Origin of the sequence: Chryseobacterium lathyri (assembly GCF_003290185.1) — a bacterium.
Lineage (GTDB): Bacteria > Bacteroidota > Bacteroidia > Flavobacteriales > Weeksellaceae > Chryseobacterium > Chryseobacterium lathyri.
This window is the reverse complement of record NZ_QNFY01000020.1, coordinates 1-24033: the sequence shown is the minus strand read 5'-3', so window position 1 is coordinate 24033 and position 24033 is coordinate 1. Positions and strand designations below refer to the sequence as shown.

General features: G+C 36.0%; 16 protein-coding genes and 1 tRNA gene. 10 read left to right on the top strand and 7 right to left on the bottom strand.

The genetic code is table 11. From position 1 onward, the window contains the following. Positions 1 to 154 precede the first annotated feature (154 nt). The 3 genes from DRF61_RS20845 to DRF61_RS20835 all read left to right on the top strand — a co-directional run bounded on the left by DRF61_RS20845 (position 155) and on the right by DRF61_RS20835 (position 4368). On the top strand, positions 155 to 382 hold the full coding sequence (locus DRF61_RS20845) for a hypothetical protein (RefSeq protein WP_111960786.1): 228 nt from the start codon (positions 155 to 157) through the stop codon (positions 380 to 382). Between the two features lie 31 nt (positions 383 to 413). Beyond that, on the top strand, positions 414 to 2954 hold the full coding sequence (locus tag DRF61_RS20840) for a YfhO family protein (protein WP_111960706.1): 2541 nt from the start codon (positions 414 to 416) through the stop codon (positions 2952 to 2954). A 118-nt stretch (positions 2955 to 3072) separates the two neighbouring features. Beyond that, the gene (locus tag DRF61_RS20835) at positions 3073 to 4368 is read left to right on the top strand and encodes a glycosyltransferase family 4 protein (RefSeq protein ID WP_111960704.1); all 1296 of its coding nucleotides are present in this window, start codon (positions 3073 to 3075) and stop codon (positions 4366 to 4368) included. Positions 4369 to 4585: 217 nt separating this feature from the next. Here DRF61_RS20835 and DRF61_RS20830 read toward each other — a convergent pair whose 3' ends face one another. Next, a complete protein-coding gene (locus tag DRF61_RS20830; RefSeq protein WP_111960702.1) occupies positions 4586 to 5230 on the bottom strand; it encodes a hypothetical protein in 645 nt (214 codons plus the stop codon). A 118-nt stretch (positions 5231 to 5348) separates the two neighbouring features. On the opposite strand from DRF61_RS20830, the gene DRF61_RS20825 reads away from it, so the two are divergent. Continuing rightward, positions 5349 to 6311 carry a YpdA family putative bacillithiol disulfide reductase gene (locus DRF61_RS20825; protein ID WP_111960700.1) on the top strand — a complete coding sequence of 321 codons (963 nt, stop codon included), beginning with the start codon at positions 5349 to 5351 and terminating at the stop codon, positions 6309 to 6311. Between the two features lie 64 nt (positions 6312 to 6375). Here the strand turns inward: DRF61_RS20825 and DRF61_RS20820 are convergent, their stop codons facing one another. The 3 genes from DRF61_RS20820 to DRF61_RS20810 all read right to left on the bottom strand — a co-directional run bounded on the left by DRF61_RS20820 (position 6376) and on the right by DRF61_RS20810 (position 11598). After that, positions 6376 to 8406, bottom strand: a complete 2031-nt coding sequence (locus tag DRF61_RS20820) for a TonB-dependent receptor (protein WP_111960698.1) — start codon at positions 8404 to 8406, stop codon at positions 6376 to 6378. A gap of 61 nt (positions 8407 to 8467) precedes the next feature. After that, the gene (locus DRF61_RS20815; protein WP_111960696.1) at positions 8468 to 9637 is read right to left on the bottom strand and encodes an MFS transporter; all 1170 of its coding nucleotides are present in this window, start codon (positions 9635 to 9637) and stop codon (positions 8468 to 8470) included. 287 nt (positions 9638 to 9924) lie between these two features. Further along, positions 9925 to 11598 carry a glutamine--tRNA ligase/YqeY domain fusion protein gene (locus tag DRF61_RS20810; protein ID WP_111960694.1) on the bottom strand — a complete coding sequence of 558 codons (1674 nt, stop codon included), beginning with the start codon at positions 11596 to 11598 and terminating at the stop codon, positions 9925 to 9927. Positions 11599 to 11753: 155 nt separating this feature from the next. Between DRF61_RS20810 and DRF61_RS20805 the strand changes: the two genes are divergently transcribed. Continuing rightward, entirely contained in the window at positions 11754 to 12881 is a 1128-nt protein-coding gene (locus DRF61_RS20805) for an alpha/beta hydrolase (protein WP_111960692.1), read from the top strand. Positions 12882 to 13297: 416 nt separating this feature from the next. After that, positions 13298 to 13441 carry a hypothetical protein gene (locus DRF61_RS22825; RefSeq protein ID WP_167409453.1) on the top strand — a complete coding sequence of 48 codons (144 nt, stop codon included), beginning with the start codon at positions 13298 to 13300 and terminating at the stop codon, positions 13439 to 13441. Here the strand turns inward: DRF61_RS22825 and DRF61_RS20800 are convergent, their stop codons facing one another. Next, the gene (locus DRF61_RS20800) at positions 13442 to 14455 is read right to left on the bottom strand and encodes an o-succinylbenzoate synthase (protein WP_111960690.1); all 1014 of its coding nucleotides are present in this window, start codon (positions 14453 to 14455) and stop codon (positions 13442 to 13444) included. It lies immediately after the preceding gene. Beyond that, complete coding sequence (gene fbp / locus DRF61_RS20795; RefSeq protein WP_040998657.1) at positions 14455 to 15471, bottom strand: class 1 fructose-bisphosphatase; 1017 nt, start codon at positions 15469 to 15471, stop codon at positions 14455 to 14457. The genes DRF61_RS20800 and fbp overlap by 1 nt, the downstream gene beginning before the upstream one ends. Before the next feature lie 325 nt (positions 15472 to 15796). On the opposite strand from fbp, the gene DRF61_RS20790 reads away from it, so the two are divergent. From DRF61_RS20790 to DRF61_RS20775, 4 genes are all read left to right on the top strand, one after another. After that, a complete protein-coding gene (locus DRF61_RS20790) occupies positions 15797 to 17035 on the top strand; it encodes an aspartate kinase (RefSeq protein WP_111960688.1) in 1239 nt (412 codons plus the stop codon). Positions 17036 to 17057: 22 nt separating this feature from the next. Next, complete coding sequence (locus tag DRF61_RS20785) at positions 17058 to 18899, top strand: lysophospholipid acyltransferase family protein (RefSeq protein WP_111960686.1); 1842 nt, start codon at positions 17058 to 17060, stop codon at positions 18897 to 18899. Between the two features lie 106 nt (positions 18900 to 19005). Then, positions 19006 to 19078 (top strand) — tRNA-Phe (locus DRF61_RS20780). A 246-nt stretch (positions 19079 to 19324) separates the two neighbouring features. After that, on the top strand, positions 19325 to 20545 hold the full coding sequence (locus tag DRF61_RS20775; protein ID WP_111960684.1) for a site-specific integrase: 1221 nt from the start codon (positions 19325 to 19327) through the stop codon (positions 20543 to 20545). Positions 20546 to 21224: 679 nt separating this feature from the next. Here DRF61_RS20775 and DRF61_RS20770 read toward each other — a convergent pair. Further along, positions 21225 to 23873: an N-6 DNA methylase gene (locus tag DRF61_RS20770; protein WP_111960682.1), complete on the bottom strand. Its 2649-nt coding sequence runs from the start codon at positions 23871 to 23873 to the stop codon at positions 21225 to 21227. Positions 23874 to 24033: the final 160 nt, after the last annotated feature.

Sequence of the window (24033 nt, the reverse complement as noted above, 5' to 3'; positions counted from 1 at the left end):
AAAGATGTTTTAGGGTCAGAGGGTTTGAGAGTGAAAGGGTGTTAGAGTTTGAGAGGAGGTTTTTATTATTAATAATTGCTTTCATGATTATTGTATACCCTTGAATTTTAAACTTCAGGCTTTAAACCATAAACTTGAATTTAAATTAGAAATTATGAAGTACATTCTTGAGTTAGTTCTCTCTGCCATCATTATTTTCTTTGTCTGGAATATCCTGAAAAGGCTTTTCTTCAAGACCTTTTACAGCTATAGATTTGATAACAATAAAAATAATAACAGACAGCAGGATCTACACAACTCGAATAAGAATAAACAGAACCTCAACTGGGATGCAGAAACAGTTGACTATGAAGAGGTAAAAGAAACTAAAGACAAAAGGTAAGAATTCCAAGAAATAAAAGATAATAACCCGTATGGCTAAAAATAAAAACTTAATTTATATTGCAATTTCATTAGTTGTATTTATAGTTTTAGCATTTTTATACTCCACCCCTGTTTTTTCCGGAAAGCAGCTTTTTCAGCATGATATCGTACAGTACAGAGGAGGCGCGAAAGAGCTCCTGGACTACAGAGCCGATACCGGAAACGAAACCTACTGGAGCGACTCCATGTTTGGAGGGATGCCGACCTATCAGATGGGGAGCCAGTTCAAAGGCGACATCATCAAAAAGATCGACAGCAACCTGAACTTCCTGCCAAGACCGGTTAATTATCTTTTCCTGCTTTTTGCAGGGTTCTTCTTCCTTGGAATGGTAGCCGTCAGAAACTGGAAATACGCTTTACTGGGCGCCACTTTCTTCGGCTTATCTACCTATTTTTATATTATTATAGCAGCAGGACACAACGGTAAAGTAAATACCATCGAGTATTTTGCACCGCTCCTTGCCGGAATTATATTAGTTTATATTAGGAAACAGTACATCTGGGGATTCATTGCAACGACCCTTTTTATGGGACTTCAGATTGCTGCTAACCACCCCCAGATGACGTATTACCTGTTTTTGGCCTTAGGATTTTTATTCCTGTCCGAACTGGTAAGAGCCATCCAGAAAAAAACTCCGATGAAGCATTTTTTGATCTCATCAGGAATCATTGCTGCTTCATGCGCAATTGGTGTCGGGATGAACTCTCAAAGAATCATGGCCAATTCCGAGTACATCAAAGAAACGGTACGTGGAAAACAGATTCTGACGAATGAAAGCCATACTTCAGGACAATCAGGACTGGATAAAACCAGCATCCTGATGTGGAGCTACGGAAAGCTGGAAACACTGAATCTTTTCATTCCAAGGCTAATGGGTGGCGGAAGCCAGGAACCGGAAGCTAAAGAAATGATGAACAGGGTTCAGGAGCTTATCCAGGAAAATGTAGGGTCACAGGCTGAAATGGACCGAATTTCAAAAGGATTCAACGGGGTAACCTATTGGGGAGACCAGCCGGGAACTTCAGGTCCTGCCTATCAGGGCGCCGTTGTATGTTTCCTTGCTTTATTAGGATTCTTCTTCGCCTGGAAAAAATACCGTTACTGGATCCTTGGAGCTTCCATTCTGACCGTTTTGTTGGCTTGGGGAAGCAACTTTATGCCCTTGTCCGACTTCTTTATCGACTATGTTCCTTTTTACAGCAAATTCAGAGCACCCTCTTCCATATTGGTGGTTGTGGAATTATTATTCCCTTTGATTGCTATTATCGGAATCTACAGGTTCTTTACAGACGAAAAACTGACAGAGGAATACAAAAAGAAAATCCTTATATATGTAAGCGGAGGAACTTTAGGAATTTTATTGATCCTTCTTCTTTTCGGAAAATCACTGCTTGGTTTTTATACGGATGGAGAAAAAACATATTTCCCGCCTTTCCTATTGGATTACCTTGCTGATGAGAGATTTAAATTATTCAGAATCGATGCCATAAAAGCATTGATCTATGTCGCTATAACGGCAACAGTTCTTTTCATGACCATGAAGAAAAAACTGAGCCAGAATATCGCTTTGATCATTATTGGAGCCGTGAGTTTATTTGATCTCTGGACGGTAAACAAACGTTATCTGAATGATGAGAATTATGTAGATAAGGTTTTTGCTGAAAATCCATTTCAAACAGAGAGTTCAGACCTGCTGGCTGAAAAAGTTCAGGGAAATCCGAACTTAGAATCTATTCTGGCGAACGTCAACGTTAATAAAACGCTTGAAACTATTGCGGAAAGAGACAAAACACATTACAGAGTTTTCAATAATATCTTAGGGACATTCAGCGAAACCAATACGTCTTATTTCAAATCTTCAATCGGAGGATACCACGCTGTGAAACTGAGAAGATATGACGACGTAATCAATGAGTATTTCCAGATCATGGACTCTGTGAAAGTACCTAATATCCTTAATCTTCTGAACGCAAAATACTGGGTAATGGGAGGTCCGGAAAAGCCTCAGGCCATGCCGAATCCTAAGGCCAACGGAAATGCATGGTTTGTAAGCGATCTGAAATTCGTGAATACACCAGACGAAGAAATCAAATCTATTGGCGTGATCGACAGTAAGAAAACGGCTGTCATTGCATCCTCAGACAAATCTTATTTCAGCAGTAAACCTGTTCAGGCAGATTCTACGGCATTTATCAATCTAACGAAATATCAGCCGAATGAACTGGAATTTAAATCTCAGTCGAAAACCCCTCAGCTGGCTGTATTTTCTGAAATCTATTATCCTCATGGATGGAAAATGTTTGTAGATGAAAAAGAAGTTCCTTACATCAAAGCAGATTATCTTCTGCGTGCTGTACACGTTCCTGCAGGAACTCACAACATCAGAATGGTCTTTGAACCAGAAGTGATACAAAAAGGTAAATGGCTGTCGCTTTTATGCTTTGGATTGTTTATCGCACTGAGTGCATTCGGGATCTTCTGGATGAATAAGAATAAGAAAAAGCTAACTTTAACTGAAGAAAAAGCCTAAACGAAGTTATACTTAATACTCTTAATTCTTAACTCAAACCTTAATGGTTAAATTTTAAAATATTAAGAATCTTTTAAGTGGTTAAGAATATTAAGACTTATATTCAAATCTTCAATTAATGGAACAAAAAAAAATACTGATCATCACCTATTACTGGCCTCCTGCGGGAGGTCCTGGTGTTCAAAGATGGCTGAAGTTTGCCAAATATCTGCCGGAATTTGGCTGGAATCCTGTGATCTACACTCCCGAAAACCCAAGTTATCCCTTACTCGATGAAAGTCTTTTAAAAGATGTTCCGCAAAACCTGGAGATTGTAAAAACCAAAATATGGGAACCTTATCAGCTGGCTGAAAAACTGAATAAAAGCAATAAAAAGTTCAAAGCCGGACAATTTGATGTTGGTAAAAACCAAAGCTGGAAATCCAGACTTTCCATTTGGGTAAGGGGAAATTTCTTCATTCCGGATGCCAGGGTATTCTGGGTAAAACCTTCCATAAAATTTTTAGAACAGTATTTAAAAGAAAAGAAAATAGATGTCGTAGTAACTTCCGGACCGCCCCACTCTCTTCATATGATCGGCCTGGGATTGAAAAAGAAATTCCCTGCTCTAAAATGGATCGCCGATTTCCGTGATCCATGGACAGAAATTTCTTATTATAAACATTTAAAACTCACCAAAAGTTCCGACAGAAAACACCGTCAGCTTGAAAGTGCCGTCTTTAAAAACGCAGATATAACATTGGCAACAAGCTATACGGATGCTGAAAATTTCAGAAAAGCAGGAGCAAATGCTGTTTGTATCACGAATGGATTTGATGAAAGCGATTCAGCTCCAATCAATGTGGTGGGTGAAAAGAAACAAACAACCTTTACTTTAAGCTATATCGGAGTTCTTGAGCAGTTGAGAAATCCTGAGAACCTCTGGAAGGTCCTTGATGAGTTAGTCAAGGAAAATAAAGAGTTTGCAGACCATTTTATTTTGAAGTTTGCAGGAAGAGTTGACGATAAGATCCTGCAATCTATAGAAAATTCGAGCCTGAAAAATCATATCCTGAATCTGGGGTATATTTCTCATGACAAAGCTGTTGAAGAGATGGCCAATTCAAATCTGTTACTGATCACCAATTTCCCGAATGAGTCTTCTCAAGGAATTATTCCAGGAAAAATCTTTGAATACCTGGCGACCGGAAAGCAGATCATTTCTTTTGGTCCGGATGAAGCAGATGTTTCAAGAATACTTGCGGAAACAGGTGCGGGAAAACATTTCGGTTACGAAGATTCTAAAGCAGTCAAAGATTTTATCATAGAGAAATATGAACTCTGGAAAAAGGGAGATCTTCTTGAAAACACTCAGAATATTGAACAATTTTCTAGGAGAAATCTCACTAAAAAACTGGCTGAAATTTTACCTTAAATTTGGGAATTTTCTGATAGGAAAGAAACCTGTCAATTCTCAGGATCATTATACAATGCCATAAATGCTTCGAATCCGCTCAGCATAACACTTTCTAAACTTTATAGTTATTTATTAGAGAGGTCATGCTGAGCGGATTCGAAGCATCATTCATTTACAAAGATTAGTAACTTCCGGCTTCTCTCTTCCAGCTTCAAGCCTTTAAGCACAGGTTAGGTTAAATAGTCCATTGATCGTTGACAACGGCCACCAGATACTGCTTACCCTGAAATTCTTCAAAAACGAAGCGGATAGTTTTCCAATCCATTCCGCCATTCTTTTCAGAACCTTTTATATAGTTTTCAGTGAAGTCCTGGTCGGGATATATTTTCTTTAAATTATTAAGTGAATTTCCTCCTGCAAGAAATTGATTGAATGAATATTGTGATGCCGTGAAGTCCGTGGAGAAAACCCATTTCGCTAAATAATCCTTGATAGTTGCTTTATACGGATCTCCTGAACCGTCCTGTGCTCCCCATGTATATAAAGTTTTTGTCGGCAGGTATTTTTCAAAATCAGCTTTGGAAAAATGCATATCCTCTTTCGGGTCTACAAATCCATACATTGAAAAACTGATTCCTTTTTCCGGATGAATAAATGATGTGAAAGTCTTATAATCTTTACTTTTTAAAGCCTGTAGGATTTCGTCATTAGCAGTCTTTACAGCTGCCACATCTGTTTTTTTCTTCTGAGCTGCCGTTTCAATATTTTTTTCCTTAGCCTGAGCCATAGAATCTATCACATTCGGAACAGGTTTTTCAGGATTTTTCTTACAAGCCACTAACAGGGTTAATGCCAATACTGGAATAATGAAGTTTTTCATCTTTTCAATTTTTTAATTCATAAAAAACACCAAAACTGATGCCAATACAATATCCCCGATAGATAAGTTCTGTTGTCAATTTTCCACTTAATATCATGGTTTTAAGTAAATTTGTTGTATGGAAATTTTAGACATCCTTATTATCGGAGGAGGGCCCATCGGTCTCAATTGTGCCCTTGAAGCCCAAAAAAATAATCTGACTTACCTGATCATAGAAAAAGGAACTATTGTCAATTCCTTATATCATTATCCTTTATATATGCGCTTCTTCTCCACGGCAGAAAAACTGGAGATCGATGGTATTCCGTTCATTTCCACAGCTCCCAAACCCGGCAGACAGGAAGCCTTAGAGTATTATCAGGGAATCGCAAGACAAAAAGAAATCAATATTAACCTCTATGAAAAAGTCCTGAAGGTTTCCAAAACCGGAGATATCTTTGATATTGAAACCTCAAAATCAGCTTATAGAGCCAAAAATGTAGTGATTTCCACAGGATTCTACGATATTCCGAATATGATGAATATTCCGGGTGAAAGTCTTCCGAAAGTGAAGCATTATTATACGGAGCCTTATCCATATGCAAAGCAGAAAGTAGTTGTAATAGGATCAAGTAATTCTGCTGTGGATGCAGCATTGGAAACTTACCGGAAAGGAGCCGATGTAACTATGATCATCCGTCATTCCGAAATTTCTAAAAGTGTAAAATATTGGGTAAAACCCGACATTGAAAACAGAATTACAGAAGGAAGCATCAAGGCTCATTTTAACTCAGAAATAGTAGAAATTACCGAGAATTCTGTCATTTTTAAAGATGAAAACGGACAGAACCGCGAGATTGAAAATGATTTTGTCCTGGCGATGACCGGATATCTTCCCGATTTTGAGTTTTTAAGAAATTCAGGAATAGAATTGCAGGGTGACTGTCTGAATCCGCTGTATCATCCTGAAACCATGGAGACCAATGTTCCGAATTTGTATCTGGCCGGCGTTGTATGCGGAGGAAAAGATACCCACCTCTGGTTTATTGAGAACTCACGCGTTCATGCGCAGATGATTGTTGGAAATATACTTTCTAAGTAATATTAATTGTGCTTTTTATAGATTTTGAATTGAATTTTGCGAATTCTGATGTGATTACAGTCTGCTAAAATTCAACATGGGCTCCGAAGATAAAATTCCTTTTTGCAGCAGGATTATAGAAACGGCTTCCAAAAGCATTGATATCAAAACCAGCAACATAATCTGTATTGTAAAGGTTCTGAATCTGTAGATGTAGATTCAGTTTCGTCCTATCAATCCGTATTGGAAATCCTAACCGGATATTTCCTACCAGACTTGATTTTGACCAGACAGAATTGGCGTCATTCAAAGGTATTTTTGAAATATAATAATGAGAATAGTCTACAGTAAGATTTTTAAAAAAAACAAAGTTGAATAAGCTGTTTACCGTTGTGTCCGGTACTCCTGTAACCTTATTTCCTGAAAAATCATTATTCAGCTGTTTGTAATTTCTGAATTTAAAATCATAGAAGCTTCCGGAAAACCGAAACTTAAAGCTGTTGAATATTTCATTTTTAAGATGAAAACTTTTAGACTCTAAAAGAACTTCTACCCCTTTCTGCGTGATACTCCCCTGATTGGCAAAATATTCCTGCCCGCTTTCATTTTGTCTTCGTACAATGGCATCTTGCATCCTGAAATCAAAATAGCTTCCTTCAATAAAAATAATATTTCCAAACTGCTTTCTTATACCAACCTCTTTGTTCCAGCCGGATTCAGGAACAAGATTAAAATTAAACTCCTGGTTGGAAGACCGGATTTCTTCACTTGTAGGAGCTGAATTTCCTTTTCCTATTTTTCCTCTTATCGAAAAACCTTTTCCCAACAGATAAGTAATTCCCAGGTTCGGAAGCCACTGTTCTTTAAATTTCACACGACCTATATTTGAAACCGGATACATCCTCTCCCATTCGTAGGAATTTGAATTTAAGCTTATCGAAATATCGGTAAAAAGCTTTTCATTAAAATTCAGTTTTTGTGACAGAAAATAAAAACCGGAATTATTTTTCAACTGATCAAAATTCTGAGGATTACCTGGTATTCCTTTATTATTGCTGTAATTTTTAACCAGAATATTTTGATTTCCGCCCTCAAACCCTAACCTCAACGCCAGGGATATATTGTTCCAATTTTTTTCATAATTTAAATGGGTCCTCAAGGCAAAATTCCTTTCAAATCTGTTTTCAAAATTTGTGATGAAAGGATTTTTAAAATCCACATAGGAACCCTGTACTAAAATAAAGTGTGAAAAATTTGGGTTAATGGCAGTCTCATGTGAAATTCCTGCCAAAACCATTTTATTACGGATTCCTGCATTCTGTTCCTTTGCGCTTAAAAGCCCGCCGGCAGCTGGCCTTGCCTGTTTCCTGCCAGATTCCATTTGTTGCAGGGTAAGTCCGCCCGGGGTTTCATAATCCAGATCAGAAAGCAATAATGCAGCATTCAGTGAGGCCCTGGGAGCATATTTAAAATGATCTTTAAGATAGATCTGCTGCCTCTTTACAGCCGATTGCTCACGGTAAGAGTCTGCCTGGTAATAATCCTGAAAAATTTCAAAGAAATGTTTTCCTTTCTGACGGGCAACATTAAAATTCTGTTCAAAAGTTCCGTAACTTCCTATAGAAATGCCGGCAGATAAATGATCTGATTTCCTGGTTTGCAAAAGCAGCGTTCCACCGGTTACAGCACCGTAATCTCCACTTTCCGGACCCTTATAGATCTCCATCCTGTTAATAAGCTTCGGGGATATGATATTAAAATAAGTATTCCCGGAAGCATCAGATAAAATGAAATCGTCCAGATAGACTTTGATATTCCTTACTCCAAAAGGAGATCTCAGGGTGCTTCCACGGATTGATATCCTGTAGCTGGCTGGGGAGCGCTCTTCCATTCTGGCTCCCGCAATTTGATTGACAGCTTCCAGAAGTCTTTCCGGAGGATTCTGCTCCAGAAGATTTTCAGAAACAACGGCAACAGATTTCGTAGAAGTCATAAAGAGAACCGGTTTCTTATAAGCATCAATTTTCACCTCGGATATCAGAACGGCAGTATCCTTTTTCTGCGAAAAGAAAAACGACACAATGAGAATAAAAAAGAATGCTAATAATCTCGTCATCAGCACAAAGCTAGCAAAGTTTTTATTGTAATTTTATGTGTAATGTAAAATCAAATGATATTTAGCTTTTAATCTCTCTTTTCTTAAGCATCCAGGGAATCACAAAATAAAACCCGGCAGCAATACCCACAGTCAATACTCCGGTTCCTATCCACAAGGTATTGAAGCCCAGTTTATCTGCAGTCATGGTCCCCACGTAAGGAGTAATGATAAAGGCTAAGGCCACCGATATTCCGTTCATTCCCATATAAGCCCCTTTGTTGTTTTCGCCGGACCGCAGTGCGGTTATGGTAGATATAAACGGAAGCGTCCAAATCTCGCCAATACACAGCAAGGTCATGGAAACAACAAGGGTAAGAATGGAATGGTCAAAGGCTAACATTGCATAAGAAACCCCACATAATACAGTTCCTATGAACAAAGTAAAGGCAAGGTTGAAATATTTTTCTGCGATCTGTACAAAGCCCATCTCCAGGAGTACAATCAGGAAACCGCTATAGCCTAGAATATAACCGATACTCTGCTGGCTTAAATGCGCGGTATCCTTATAAAAAATAGTCAGTGTACTGAATAACTGAAAAAAACAAATGGCGAACAGCATACAGAAGAAACTGTAAAGCAGAAATTTTCCGTCGCGGTATGGAGAATTTTCTTTTTTAACGGCGATGGCTTGTTTTACTTTTTTCGGCTTCAATGAGGCCAGCTTATTACGTTTTCCGAAGAACCGGATATACATCAAACCGGCCAGCAGTGCGGCCAGGGCATTACTGAAAAATAAAAATTCATAAGATATGGCAGATAGTATTCCACCTAATGCCGGCCCTATAGAAAACCCAAGGTTAACAGCCATCCGATTCAGTGAGAAAGCTCTCGTGATATTTTGAGGTTTAGCATATTTAGTAATAGCTACCGAGTTGGCAGGACGGAAAGTCTCGCTTACGATACTCTGGATCAGAATAATGGCAGCCAAGCCGACTTCCGTTTTAAACAGCGGAATCAGGCAGAATAACGGGACACTCAAAAGAAGGCTCAGACTCTGGACACGGTATTCTCCGATTTTATCGGTAATTAATCCTCCCAGCCATGAGCCCAATACGGAACCTAACCCGAAGAAGCTCAAAATAATCCCTGAATTTTCAATGCTGAAATGAAGATGCCCCGTCATATACACTCCCAAAAACGGAAGCACCATAGAACCTGCACGATTGATGAGCATGACCAGCGCCAGCATCCAGCTTTCTTCTGAGAGTCCTTTAAAAGAACCCGTATATATGCTAATTAATTTCACAATATTATTATTTTATGGGGAGAAATTCGAGTGAGATGCAAAAATAGGCAAATTGGCCAAGAATGCCTTTTAAAAGGCACTTTTTTTTATCAATCATATTGATAGAGGCAAGAAAATACACTGACAGGAATTAATAGAAATGATCTTTAAGGTTCTGTTTGATTTAACCAATTAAAAACAAAAAAGCAGGACTTGTTGAAGGTCCTGCTTTTATATTAATCCTTGTAAGATTATTCCGGTTTGAATGAATCCTTCAATGTTACCGTACGGTTAAATACTAAATTAGAATCCGTAGAATCACGGTCTTTTGTAAAATACCCGATTCTCTGGAACTGAAGTGGCTCTCCCACAGCAACATCTTTTAAACTTGGCTCAGCAAATCCTTTAATGGTTGTTACCGATTCAGGATTGATGAAGTTCAGGAAATCTACATCCTTCTCTGCATCAGGTTGCTCTACGGTAAATAGTTTTTCGTAAATTCTTACATCTACCGGGATTGCATGAGTAGCAGATACCCAGTGAAGTGTCCCTTTTACTTTTCTCAAGCTTTCTTCGGTACCACTTCCGGATTTGCTCTTTTCATCATAGCTTGCATAGATCGTAGTGATCTCTCCGTTTTCATCCTTCTCAACTCTTTCCGCTTTGATAATATAGGCTGATTTCAGACGAACTTCCCCGCCCAATTTTAGTCTGAAAAACTTATTATTAGCCTCTTCTTTAAAATCTTCTCTTTCGATATATAATTCTCTGGAGAAAGGAACTTCTCTTGTCCCTGCATTTTCCTGTTCAGGATTATTTTCAGTTTCAAGCCATTCTTCCTTACCTTCAGGATAATTTTCAATAACTAGCTTAACCGGATCTACAACTGCCATCACACGTTTTGCCACCTTGTTCAGGTCTTCACGTACACAGAAATCAAGCAACTGAATTTCGATCAGGTTTTCTCTTTTGGCCACCCCTACTTTTTCAATGAAATTTTTGATTGATGCCGGCGTGAAACCTTTTCTTCTCATTCCGGAAATAGTAGGCATTCTCGGATCATCCCAACCTGTCACTGCTTTTTCAGCAACCAGCCTTTGAAGCTTTCTTTTAGAAGTGATCATATAAGAGACATTCATTCTTGCGAATTCTCTTTGCTTAGGTGCTATTTTAGATTCGTCGTATACCTGCTCAAGATACCAGTTATAAAGCGGTCTGTGATTTTCAAATTCTAATGAACACAATGAGTGTGACACCTGTTCCAGATAATCAGATTCTCCGTGTGCCCAGTCGTACATCGGATAGATTTTCCATGCTGTACCTGTTCTGTGGTGAGGTCTTTTCAGGATTCTGTACATCACAGGATCACGTAAATTCATGTTTGGGGACACCATATCGATCTGCGCACGAAGAGACATAGAACCTTCCTCAAATTCTCCGTTCTTCATTCTTTCAAACAGGTCAAGAGATTCTTCTACCGGACGGTTTCTGTACGGCGACTCTATTCCCGGCTCTGCAGGATTCTTTCTCTGCTCCGTGATCACTTCAGAAGGCTGCTCATCTACATAAGCTTTTCCGTCTTTAATCATCTGTACGGCCCATTCGTAAAGCTGCTGGAAGTAGTCGGATGCATACAGTTCTTTATCCCATTTGTAACCTAACCATTCCACATCTTTTTTGATAGAATCCACGAATTCCTGCTCTTCTTTCTCAGGGTTCGTATCGTCGAAACGAAGGTTTACGGGAGCATTGTATTTTTCGCCCAGTCCAAAGTTGATGCAGATGGCTTTTGTATGGCCAATATGCAGGTATCCATTAGGTTCAGGCGGAAAACGGAAACGGATCTGTTCTTTTTTCAGACCGTTTGCCATATCATCTTCAATAATTTGCTCAATAAAATTGAGTGATTTTTTTTCTTCTTCCATTTAAATTAGCTTTTATTGTATGCAAAAAAAGTTTGACAAAGTTACGGAAAATTTAGGGCTTATGGAAATGATAATCTAAATGCTGAAAGACTAATAAATTCATTATTTATAGCTAACTTAGATAGAAATAAGACCAATTACAAAATTTACCCACTATGGCTGTTTATATCCTAAGCAATCGTAAGATCGTCCGTCACAAAGGCGAAAAAGCAGATTCATTTTCCAATGATGAATATTCTATTCCCAATTTCAGGATCGCAAAATGTGATTTTGACACCTACAAAGAGCCTACTGCACCCAAAAAGAAGAAAGATTATACCAACCGTAACATCTTAAATTACAAATTATTTTCTGAGCCCGAAAAGCAGGGCTATGAAGATGTCCTGGAAGTTTTACGGAATGAAAAAGGCATTAAAAGTTCCTCACGGACAGCCAATAATCTAGGCGGAACCCAAAGAATGTTCTATGAATTATATAAGAATATGTCTTCTACAAAAGAAAGAAGCGATGTACTGATTTTTATTCATGGGTATGCATACGATTTTGATGATGAATTAAAGGCAATTATCGATCTTAAAAAGCTGTTTATCGATAATCCGGCATCCCCTGTAGAGCATATCCTTTTTGTGAGCTGGCCTGCTTCAAGCAGTATTGTTCCTCTGACTTATTTTGATGACAAGGCATCAAGTATTAATTCAGGATCATCGCTTATGCGGTTGTTCTATTTTTACACCCAATTTTTAAAAGATATTTTTTCAACCCGCGACCTGGCTCCGTGTAATCAAAGAATTCACCTGATGGCCCATTCTCTTGGAAACAGGGTGCTTCAAAGTATGCTTTACAGCCTTAAAAAAGAAAATATCCTCCGCGTTATCGATCAGGTTTTGCTTTTAAATGCTGATGTATCCTATAAAGTCTTCGAAGACTCTGAAGATTCATATAGCAAACTTCCGCTGCTGGCCAACCGTATTTCTATTTATCTCAACAGAAAAGACACGGTATTGGGGATTTCACAATTTACTAAAAATATTCTGACCCCCAGATTAGGCAAGAATGGCCCCAGCGATATTGAAAAACTGAAAGATATTGTTTCTATCATCGACTGTACTTTTGTAGAGGATGATATCCTGAACAGTTTTAAATATGAAATAGGAAACCATTGGGGATATCTTTCCAGTTCAATGGTTCAAAAAGATATTTTTCAGAATTTATATGGAATTGACAGAAATTTAATCACAGGGCGATCAAAAAATAACGAAAATATTTTCACAATTATTCCTTAATGATTAATTAAAAAAATCCCATAAAATGAACTATATGTTAAACTTCGTTCCAATACCGACATTGGCATAAAGATTGTAAATTTCATTACAAAGAGAAATAAAAATATTTTATCATGAAAAGAATTAAAAACAAGTTTTCTTATATAGTAAGATATATAAAGGAAGCAATTTTTGTAAAAGACGTGATTTAATAAGAGTACTGATCATAAAATAAAGTTTATCGACCCTAACACTACTTTTGCCTCATTTTCACGTCTGTATCTTCTTTAATTATTGAAGAAATTTCACCATCCGTAATATAATATATATTTACGGAAAATTGACATGGATATAAATCTATATTAATTTCGGTAAAGTATTGCATAATAAGAAAAATAAGTTGATATTTACTTTATCAACTCAATTAAAATCTTATTATGAAAAAACTTAAAAAATCAGAATTAAAAGTTATTAAAGGAGGCATAGTTCCACTTGGTTGTAATAACTGGGATACAAAAAGAAGATGCTGCACATCCTGGGATGAAGAGCATATGTACAACCCTATCTGCCCAGAGCTTTAATTAATTTTGCGTGTCTTTGAACCAGAGCAACTCGTTGTTCAGTTCTAAACTAGATTCAAAATTATTTACAAATAGAGATCCGGTGCCCAAACCTTGCGGCATCGGATTTTTTTTCGTGAATGTATACTGAGCAATAGCATTCAGTCCTATATTACTTTCAAGAGCAGACGTGATCCACCAGCCGATATTCTGCTCTTCTGCAAGAGAGATCCATTCATCTGAGCCTGAAAAACCTCCGACCAGAGCAGGTTTTAAAATAATATACTGAGGCTTAATGCTTTCTAAAAGCTTTTTCTTTTCGGCAGGATCAGTAATTCCAATCAGTTCTTCATCCAAAGCAATCGGCGTAGGAGCTCCGGCACACAATGAGGCCATATCACTCCAGTTTCCAGCCTTGATTGGCTGCTCAATAGAATGAATATGAAGATCTGAAAGCTGCTGTAAAACAATCTTTGCTTCTTCCTTACTAAATCCGCCATTAGCATCTACCCGAAGCTCCAACGCATCTTTTGAGAATTTTTCTCTTAACTTCTGAAGGATTTTGTGCTCAGATTCCCAGTCAACACCAATCTTCAATTTGATACAATGAAATCCTTTTTCAAGCTTTTCCCGGATTTGTTCCTCCATATACAGAATGTTTCCCATCCAGATCAATCCATTGATCACGATAGCAGATTTCCCTTCGGTAAATTCACTTGGAAAATACAGATTCTCTCCGTATTTCAGATTCAAAACTGCCTGCTCATATCCGAACCATATAGACGGAAACTCTTTCAGTTCTTCTTTTAAGTATAGGTAGCCACGATCAATATTTTCACAAAGCCATTGGAGTTTTTCTTCATAATCCGGCCTGTCATCAAAACTCAATCCCCGAAATATTGCACACTCCCCTGTTCCTTTTCTTCCGTTGTCTCCAACCTCGAGAATAAAGGTCTCTTTTTCATACAAAACGCCGCGAGACGTTCCGCTCGGGCGTTTAAATTCCAATAAATATCTGAAATATTTTGCTTTCATTATTTTACACTGTCAATCCGCATGAATTCCTCTGCTTTTTCCACCATCTGAATACTTCCGCAGAAAAACGGAATTCTCTGATGCAGCTCTGTAGGTTCTACCTCCAGAATTCTTCTGAATCCGTCAGTAGCTTTTCCTCCAGCCTGTTCAGCAAGGAATGCCATAGGATTACATTCGTACAGCAATCTTAATTTTCCGTTCGGAGCCTGGGAATAGGAAGGATAAATATAAATTCCTCCTTTCAGCATATTTCTGTGGAAATCTGCTACCAAAGAACCGATATATCTTGAAGTATAAGGACGGTCTCCTTCTTCCATCTGACAATATTTAAGATAGTTTTTCACACCTTGAGGGAATTTGATATAGTTACCTTCGTTGATGGAATAAATCTTTCCATTGGTAGGAAATGTCATATTAGGATGAGAAAGATAATAGGTTCCCAATGAAGGATCCAGAGTAAATCCGTTTACACCATTTCCGGTCGTATAAACGATCATGGTAGAAGAACCGTAGATTACATATCCTGCTGCAATCTGGTTGATTCCTTTCTGAAGAAAATCTTCCAGCTGGACCGGAGTTCCGGGTTCTGTTACTCTTCTGTAAATAGAGAAAATAGTTCCGACAGAAACATTCACATCAATATTGGATGATCCGTCCAAAGGATCAATCAGCACGACATATTTACTCAGGTGGCCGTTTTCACCACATTTAATGTCAATAAAATCATCATTTTCCTCCGAAGCAATACCACAAACAACCTCTCTCTGAGACAAAGCCGTAATAAAAATTTCATTGGCAATCACATCAAGTTTCTGTTGTTCTTCGCCCTGAATATTCTGGTTACCGGCAGCTCCTGTTATATCTACGATTCCGGCTTTGTTTACTTCTCTGTTTACCACTTTTGAAGCCAATCTTATGGCGCTCAGTAGACGGGAAAATTCACCTGTAGAATATTGAAAATCGTCCTGTTTATCTATAAGAAATTCTCCTAAAGTCTGTAATGGTTGATTTGACATATTTTTCTTTTTACGTTTTCCCCAAATTTCGGAAAATTTATCGGAGAAAGAAAGCTTTTATTAGAAAAGACCTTAACAGTTGTTTTTCAACACCATACAGAACCAACAATGGTATAGACCTAAAATTATCATTGCGTAATTAATCCCCATTTGATGACAATAAATCAACAAAATTCTGATAATATTCATCAAGTCTCAATTTTAATTAAATCTTAATTCTATCCAGCCGCCAGAAACTTTCATATCTCGTTGTAAATTTATAATTTTGACCTCCGTAAAAAACTCATGTAATTTTTAATCTAACAATTTTATTTTTAACAAATTAATGAAAATTTTCAAGTTTGGTGGAGCATCTGTAAAAGATGCCGAGAGTGTAAAAAATGTATCCATGGTTTTACAAAGTCAGGGATTTGCCAAATGTCTGCTGGTTATTTCAGCAATGGGCAAAACGACAAATGAATTGGAAAAGGTTGTAGAACTTTATTTCAAGAAGGATAACTATCAAACTGAGATTGAAAAGATAAAACAAAAACACATCGAGATTGCGGAAGGTCTGTTTCCTGAAAACCATGTAGTTTTTACTGAGATCAATATATTTTTTGATGATATTGATTCTTTCTTAAGACGAAACAAATCGCCTAATTACAGCTTTGTCTATGACCAGGTCGTAAGCTGCGGGGAAATGATCTCTACAAAAATTCTGAGTGAATACCTGAATGAAATTCAGTTTACGAATCAATGGCTGGATGCCAGAGATTATATCAAAACAGACAGTTCTTACAGGGAGGGTATGGTAGATTGGGCAAAAACAGAAGAATTTATTTCAACTTTAAATACGGATATCTGCTATGTAACGCAGGGATTCATTGGTTCTGACGACAATAATTTTACGGTAACTTTAGGAAGGGAGGGCTCTGACTACTCTGCTGCTATTTTTGCGTATTGCCTGAATGCTGATGCCATGACGATCTGGAAAGATGTTCCGGGAGTAATGACTGGGGATCCAAGGAAATTCAGCGATGTTTCTCTTCTTTCCAATATTTCTTATGAGGAGGCCATTGAAATGGCTTATTACGGAGCAAGTGTCATTCACCCGAAAACATTGCAGCCTCTGCAGCAAAAAAACATTCCTTTTTATGTAAAATCTTTCGTAGATCCTACCAAAGGAGGAACTAAAGTTGGAGCTTCGGATAAAAACCAACATGAAGAATCTTATATCTTAAAAGAGAATCAGATTCTGTTAAAGATCTCAACAAGAGATTTCTCATTCATTGCGGAAGACCATATGAGTCTTATTTTCGGATATCTCTCTAAATATAAAATCAAGGTATCCCTTATGCAGAATTCTGCTATTTCATTGGCTTTGTGCCTGGAAGACAAATTCAATCAGGTGGATGAGCTTAATGAAGAACTTCAAAAAATATTTAAAACCAAAGCGGTTAAAAATGTATCTTTATTCACAGTAAGAAATGCGAAGATGGATCATATTGACAAATTTTACCAGGAAAAAAATGTATTATTGGAACAGATTTCCAAAAATACGGTTCAAATGGTAACACAATAATTTTAACTGCGACTAAACACATATGAGTTTAATTTCGAAAAACGATCTTATCACAGCTTCCGGCTTAAGCAAAATTGGGTTCCTGAAAAACCCGGTCGCATCGGCCGTGATGAGTATTGCCAAAATAAATGAAGTTAATAGATTATACGACAAATTAAAAGATAAGGAAGGCAAAGATTTTTTCGACTCATTTGTAAGAGAAAGGAACTTAAGCTATGTGGCTTTTGAAGAAGATCTGGCAAAAGTTCCGAAAACCGGACCGTTTATTCTGGTCTCAAACCATCCTCTGGGTGCTATTGACGGAATTTTAATGTGTAAAATCCTTTCAGAAGTGCGTCCGGATTTCAAAGTAATGGGGAATTTCCTTCTGGAAAAAATTAAACCCATGGAACCGTATGTGATTTCTGTAAATCCTTTTGAAAACAGAAAGGAAGCTTACAGCAGCACTTCGGGAATGCGTGAAACCCTGAAACATCTTCAGAATGGAGGCTGCGTGGGGATCTTTCCGGCAGGAGAAGTATCTAATAAGAACAATCCTTATGGAGAAATTCTTGACAGAGACTGGGAAAAGCCTGCCCTTAAGCTGATCAGAATGGCTAAAGTACCGGTAGTTCCCTTGTATTTCCACGCTAAAAACAGCCGCCTTTTTTATCAGGTTGCAAAGCTTCATCCAAGTTTACAAACGCTGATGCTTCCTGCGGAAATGATGAATGACAGGGAAAAACCGATCAGAATCAGGATAGGAAAGCCCATCACTGTAAAGGCAATGGATGAAATGGAAACCATTGAAGAGCTGGGTGAATTCCTGAAGCGTAAGGTATATATGATGAAATCTTACTACGAAAAGAGAAAATCATTGGCCCAAAGCATCAATCTTAAAAACCTAACGTTAAAATTCCCGCTGTTAAGGGAAGAGAATATTGTCCAGAATATCATTGATGAAACTCCTAAGGAAGATATCCTGAAAGACATCAACCGCCTGAAAGGGACAGAAAAAATGCTGTTCAGTAACGGAAATTACGAGATCTATTTCACGACTTACGAGGAAATTCCTTCTGTGATGAGGGAGATCGGCCGTCAGAGAGAACTTACTTTCCGTGCTGTGGGCGAAGGGAGCAATTTACCGTTTGACCTTGACGAATATGATAAACACTATCATCATCTTTTCCTTTGGGACAGCAGTGCGGAGAAGCTTGCAGGAGCCTACAGAATGGCTTTGGGGAAAGAGGTTATGAAGAAATATGGTATCAAAGGATTCTATACAAGCTCTTTATTTGAGTTTGAGCAGGATATCCATCCATTCTTCAAAAAAGTGATCGAAATGGGCCGTGCTTACATCTGTGAAGAATATCAGCAAAAGCCGCTTCCTCTTTTCCTTTTGTGGAGAGGAATCGTTCATGTATGTTTAAGAAATTCCGACCATAAGTTTTTGATGGGCGGTGTAAGTATTTCCAATAAGTTTTCTGAGTTTTCAAAATCTCTGATGATTGAATTCATGCGTTCAAACTACTTTGATTCAGCAGTTGCACAATATATCACGCCGAGAAATGAATACAAGGTAAAGCTTCGTGACCGGGATAAAAATATTTTCTTTGAGGAAATGGAATCTGATTTGAATAAGCTTGACAAGATTATTGATGACCTTGAACCTGAGCTAAGGTTACCTGTCCTGATCAAAAAATATATTAAACAGAATGCGAAAGTGATTGCTTTTAACGTGGATCCAAACTTTAACGATGCCATTGACGGATTGATGTATATCCGAATCAGTGATCTTCCGGAAAGTACGATAAAGCCTGTATTGGAGGAGATGAGTGACCACATCAGAAAGGAACAGGAAAATAATTCAGCTGAAAATCAGTAGGTTTTATTTTTATTTTAAAAAAGTACGGTTAATACTTGCTTCATATAGGAAAACTTACTACTTTTGCATCACTTTAAAACAACGAAGTAAGCCAACAAAATATAATGGTTTCTTAGCTCAGTTGGTAGAGCAATGGATTGAAAATCCATGTGTCCCTGGTTCGATTCCTGGAGAAACCACAAGAAATGAGACAATTTCTAACAAAACCCCTCAAATTGTATGATTTGAGGGGTTTCTTTTTTAAATGGTATATCAAAATAAACCATTTTCTCTCAAATTGGAGGTGACCTTTTCGGTTACCTGAGCATATTAATTTTTTAGGTAACCGAATTTCTTCAAAAGCCCCATCAGTAAAGCTGTTCAATAATCGAACATCTTGATTAATGGGTCACCGGACATTAATTTCAACCTTTAAAGTTATTAATATGAAAACTAAAATTTCAGTATTGTTCTATGCTAAGAGGTCTAAAGCAAAAAATAATTTACAAGTTCCCGTTTACTTACGAATTACTGTTAATGGAAAACGTTCAGAGTTCTCCACAGGGAAAATGGTAGATGCTTCTAAATGGAATTCAGAAGTGAGCCGCTTAAAAGGCAATTCTGAGGAGGCCCGCACGATTAACAAGTATTTTGACGTTTTACTATCAAGGATCCTCGGAATCGAAAGAAATCTTGTCTTATCGGGTGAATCCTTTGATGCAACGGATGTCAAGAATCTTTTAATAGGAAAACAGGATACTGAACGTTATTTAATTCCTATTTTTCAAGAACACAATAACAGAATGGAAAAGCTTATTGGAAAAGAATATGCATTGGCTACTCTGAAAAATTATAAAACCTGTTTAGCCCATCTAAAGCACTTTCTATGGAACTTCCATAAAAAGTCGGACATCAATATCAAAAAAATAGAACCTACATTTCTTAATGATTTTGACTTTTTTCTTAGAACGATAGCAAAATGTAATAATAATTCTACAGTTAAACATACCAAAAACTTAGCAAAGATTCTGAAAATATGTTATCATAACAATTGGATTGAAAAAGATTTAGTAATATACTACAAAGGAAAATTCAATGAGGTTACTGCAAACTTCCTAACAGAAGAGGAAATAAAAACTATCCGGGATAAAGACTTTGTTGGCCAGGGATTGAATTTAGTCCGGGATATTTTCATTTTTAGCTGTTATACCGGAGTGGCTTATATTGATATCAATAATCTGACAAAAGACAATATCTCTAAAGGAATAGATGGTAATTTATGGATCATGACACACAGGCAAAAGACAAGAATCGCATCGAATATCCCCCTACTTCCTATAGCTGAGGAAATACTTAGAAAATATGAAAACCATCCCTTAACTGCAAATTCGGAGAAGCTGCTGCCTATGTATACTAACCAAAAGGTCAATGAGTATCTAAAAACAATTGCCGAGAATTGTGAGATCAATAAAAAGCTAACTTTTCATGTTGCCCGTCATACTTTTGCAACAACAGTAACTTTAGGAAACAATGTTTCTATAGAAAGTGTAAGTAAAATGCTAGGACATAAAAGCATTAAGACAACTCAACATTATGCTAAAATTTTGGATAAAAAAGTGAGTGAAGACATGAGTGTCTTAAAAAATATATTAACTGCAAATTGCTAAATACTGTTTAAGTTTTGAACTTAAAAAATGCTGTAAAAATATAATTTACAGCATTTTTATTAATTGTAATTTTGATTTATAGCTATCAGTGAGGAATTTGTATCTTTTTAAGAAAAGCCCTCTCTATCGGCTTTATACTGTTCTCTTATTTTATAGGTCAACGAATAGGTCACTTTTTTAAATAAGTTTGTAAGAGCGTTTTGTTCTAACTAACACTAATATACATTTTTTTGCTTTTCCAAACAAATCTGACTGACTGACTTAAATTTCAATTATTTTATATCATAGTATTTAATTCTATCTCTTCATAGATATTCAGCTAACGGACTAAATCAATTAGATTTAATTATCATTTCTTAAAATCTTGGAATATTATTGTCTTTTGATTCTGTTATAAGCGTAAGCAAAATGTTAGGTCATAAAATATTAAAAACAGCCCAACATTATTCTGAAATTTTGGATAAAGGGGTAAGGCACGTATGAAAAATTAAAAAGTATATTAGAAGTAAAGTCTAGATCTAAGGAATAGAATACACATTTTGTAATAATAACTTCATCAGATAATCATTTATCTCATAACCGTCAAATGAAGTTGTAGCCATCAAATTTATTTACAAACTTCTAATTTTGATGGTTATTTTGTGGACTATTTTACTAATCTAACTCCGAAGATCTTTGATTACTGCAAAGGTTCAATTTCTAAATCTAAAATATGCTGCATTCTTTCTTTTATTCTTGTTTTAACTTCTTCAAAAGTTTTATAAAAGGCAGCTATTTCAGCTTGTATTTCAAAATCTAAATCAAATATTTTTTTTGTTTTACCTTTGCTTTTAATTTTAAGAGTTTTTGGGATGCCATTCTCATCAACTTTTACAGGAAAATCAATTTCGATTTTGTTCATATTGGTCAAGCTTGCTCTCAATCCCCTATCTAAACCTTTTTTCGTTTTAATCCAGTTTAAAGAATAATAAAGATATTCAGGATTAATACTTTCATTTAATATCTTTATCGCTCCACAATGGTCGGTAGTCCTGAACATGACTCCTTTATTTTTTATACTAAATTCCCAATTCCCATCTATCCCCCATAGTACATAATTTGAATTAAAATCAATAATATTAGAAGTTTCTAAATATCCCCATGGCGTCTTAACATTAGCACTATAAACAGGAATATCTCCATTGTTTAATATTAAATGTTTTTTTAAAATTCTTTTACCAATAAATAATTCAAAATATAATTTATTACTAAAACTAATAGATTCAACATGATCTGGTTTAGGTAAGATTTTTTTCAAATTATTCAGTTCTTCTATATCTTGAGTGAGCAACATTTTTTCATTCTCTAATCTTATTGTAAAATCTGATATTGTAGTTACATTCATACTTTCAGATAATCCTAATTCAATTCTCTCTTCTTCCGTCCACCATCTATCAATACTCCAATGAGTATCAGATTGAAACAAAGAAAAATCCCAAACTTTACACTTAAGATTTGGAGGCTCAAAAGAAAATCTATCTGCTTTAAAATATTTGAAATATTTAACCATTTCAGGTAAATCATTTTCATCTAAAAACCTATTAGTATCAAGCGTTTCTCCAGTTTTTGTAACCATATATGAATAAATTGGAGTATTCTGCTCAATAGTATTATCCACTTTTTTTGTTAAAGCAAGTATGTATGTCTTTTTAGGAGTCGTATAAAAAGCATTTTCAGGAAGTGAAATAATAGCATCAATTAAGCATTCTTTTTTTATAAACTCTCTGATTTTTTTGTCTGATACACGGTTTAAAATTCCATCAGGAACTATCGTTAAAATTTTACCTCCAGGTTTAGTAGATCTTATAATTTTTTCTAAAAATAATCCTTCAACACCTATAGCATTTATTTTATAATAGTTTTTTAACGTTCCATTATCAAAAATAAATTCTTTAAATTTGCTTGTACCAGTAACAACAAATGGTGGATTTGTAAGGATCAGATCGTATTTGTCAATTTCAATTTCAGACAAAGAGCCTAATAATGAGGAATGAAGAGACCTAAATGTTTTATTAAATAATTTAGCAAATTCTTGTGGACTGCCAGAATTTCTACTAACAAGCTCATTTAAATGTAAAAGCATATTAGCTTTCGCCAAAATTATTGTTTTAGAATCTCTATCGTGACCAGTATATATAATTTTAGATTTAAGCTCTCCATTTGAAAATCTAAAATCTCTTTGTCGTTTTGTTAAAATTGGCTCCAAAATAAAACCTCCTACACCACAAGCAGGATCATGTACTTTTGCACCATCAGTTAGATTTTCTATATCACTTAACTCAACCATGGATTTGACAATATTTCTTGGTGTAAAAAATTGGCCCCAGTTTTTTTGGCTAATACTTTTCTTCAAAAAATGTTCATAAAGTCGTGATTTGAACTCAGGCTCAATATGTGTTAACTCACCAAAATTATCAAATTCCCTCAAAATTGAATGAAATAATATATTATGCTCTTCAATTTCCGGATTCAGGACTGTTCCATTAATTATTGATGTTCCATCAGTTTCACTGGCAGGAAATATTAATTTTATATGAGGCCTAACATAATTAAAATAAAACCTTAAACACTTATCCCTATCCTTAGATAAAGTTTCATTAAAACTTACTCCAAGCCCATTTTCATTTTCAGTTAATACATTTAGATCACTTATAAATTTAAAAATGAATATTTCAACAAATGTAGCTAGGCAAACATCTGGATTCTCTCCACTTGCCAACCATATGGTTTGCCACACTTTGTCAGCTAATTCTGATGGATTAAGCAGTTTCCTCTTTATTAATTTAGAATTTGTAGAATTGATTTCTGACAAAACCATTTTTACAATTTCTAAAGAATGTTCTATTTCTTCACTATCACCATATAAAAAGGGATTATGCAATGGATAGTCGTCTTCCCGAAGAATAATATCGAATTTATTATTTTTTAATTGTGGATTTAGCCAAATATAATCTGTTCCATCAGTAACAATCCCAATTTTAGCCTTTAATGGCTTACAATAGTTTTCGATACATTGTTTTATCGCAACCTCTTTTTTTATTTGAGTATCAAATTCTGAAGGTTGTTTATGCTCTACCACAACTAAAACTTGAATATTTGATTTATTTGATCTGTCAACTAATATTCCATCAGGTTTTTTTCTAAGGACTTCATCAGAATACGGTTTATTTGGAATAATATCATATGCTCTCAAACTATTTATATTTGTATCACCGATATTGTAATACTCATAATTTCCAAATTTTAATCCGTTTTTTTGTAGACCTCGTTTAATAAGTTCTTCACTCATTATAATGATAAATTTATTTAATAATAAATTTCAAATTTACAAAATTCAAAGAGTACAAGCGCATAATTTTAAAAACAAAAATTTCAATTATGAATATAAGCACCGCAAAAAAATTGCTTAGATGCAGTGCCTTTAATATTTTATACAGGAAGTATTTACA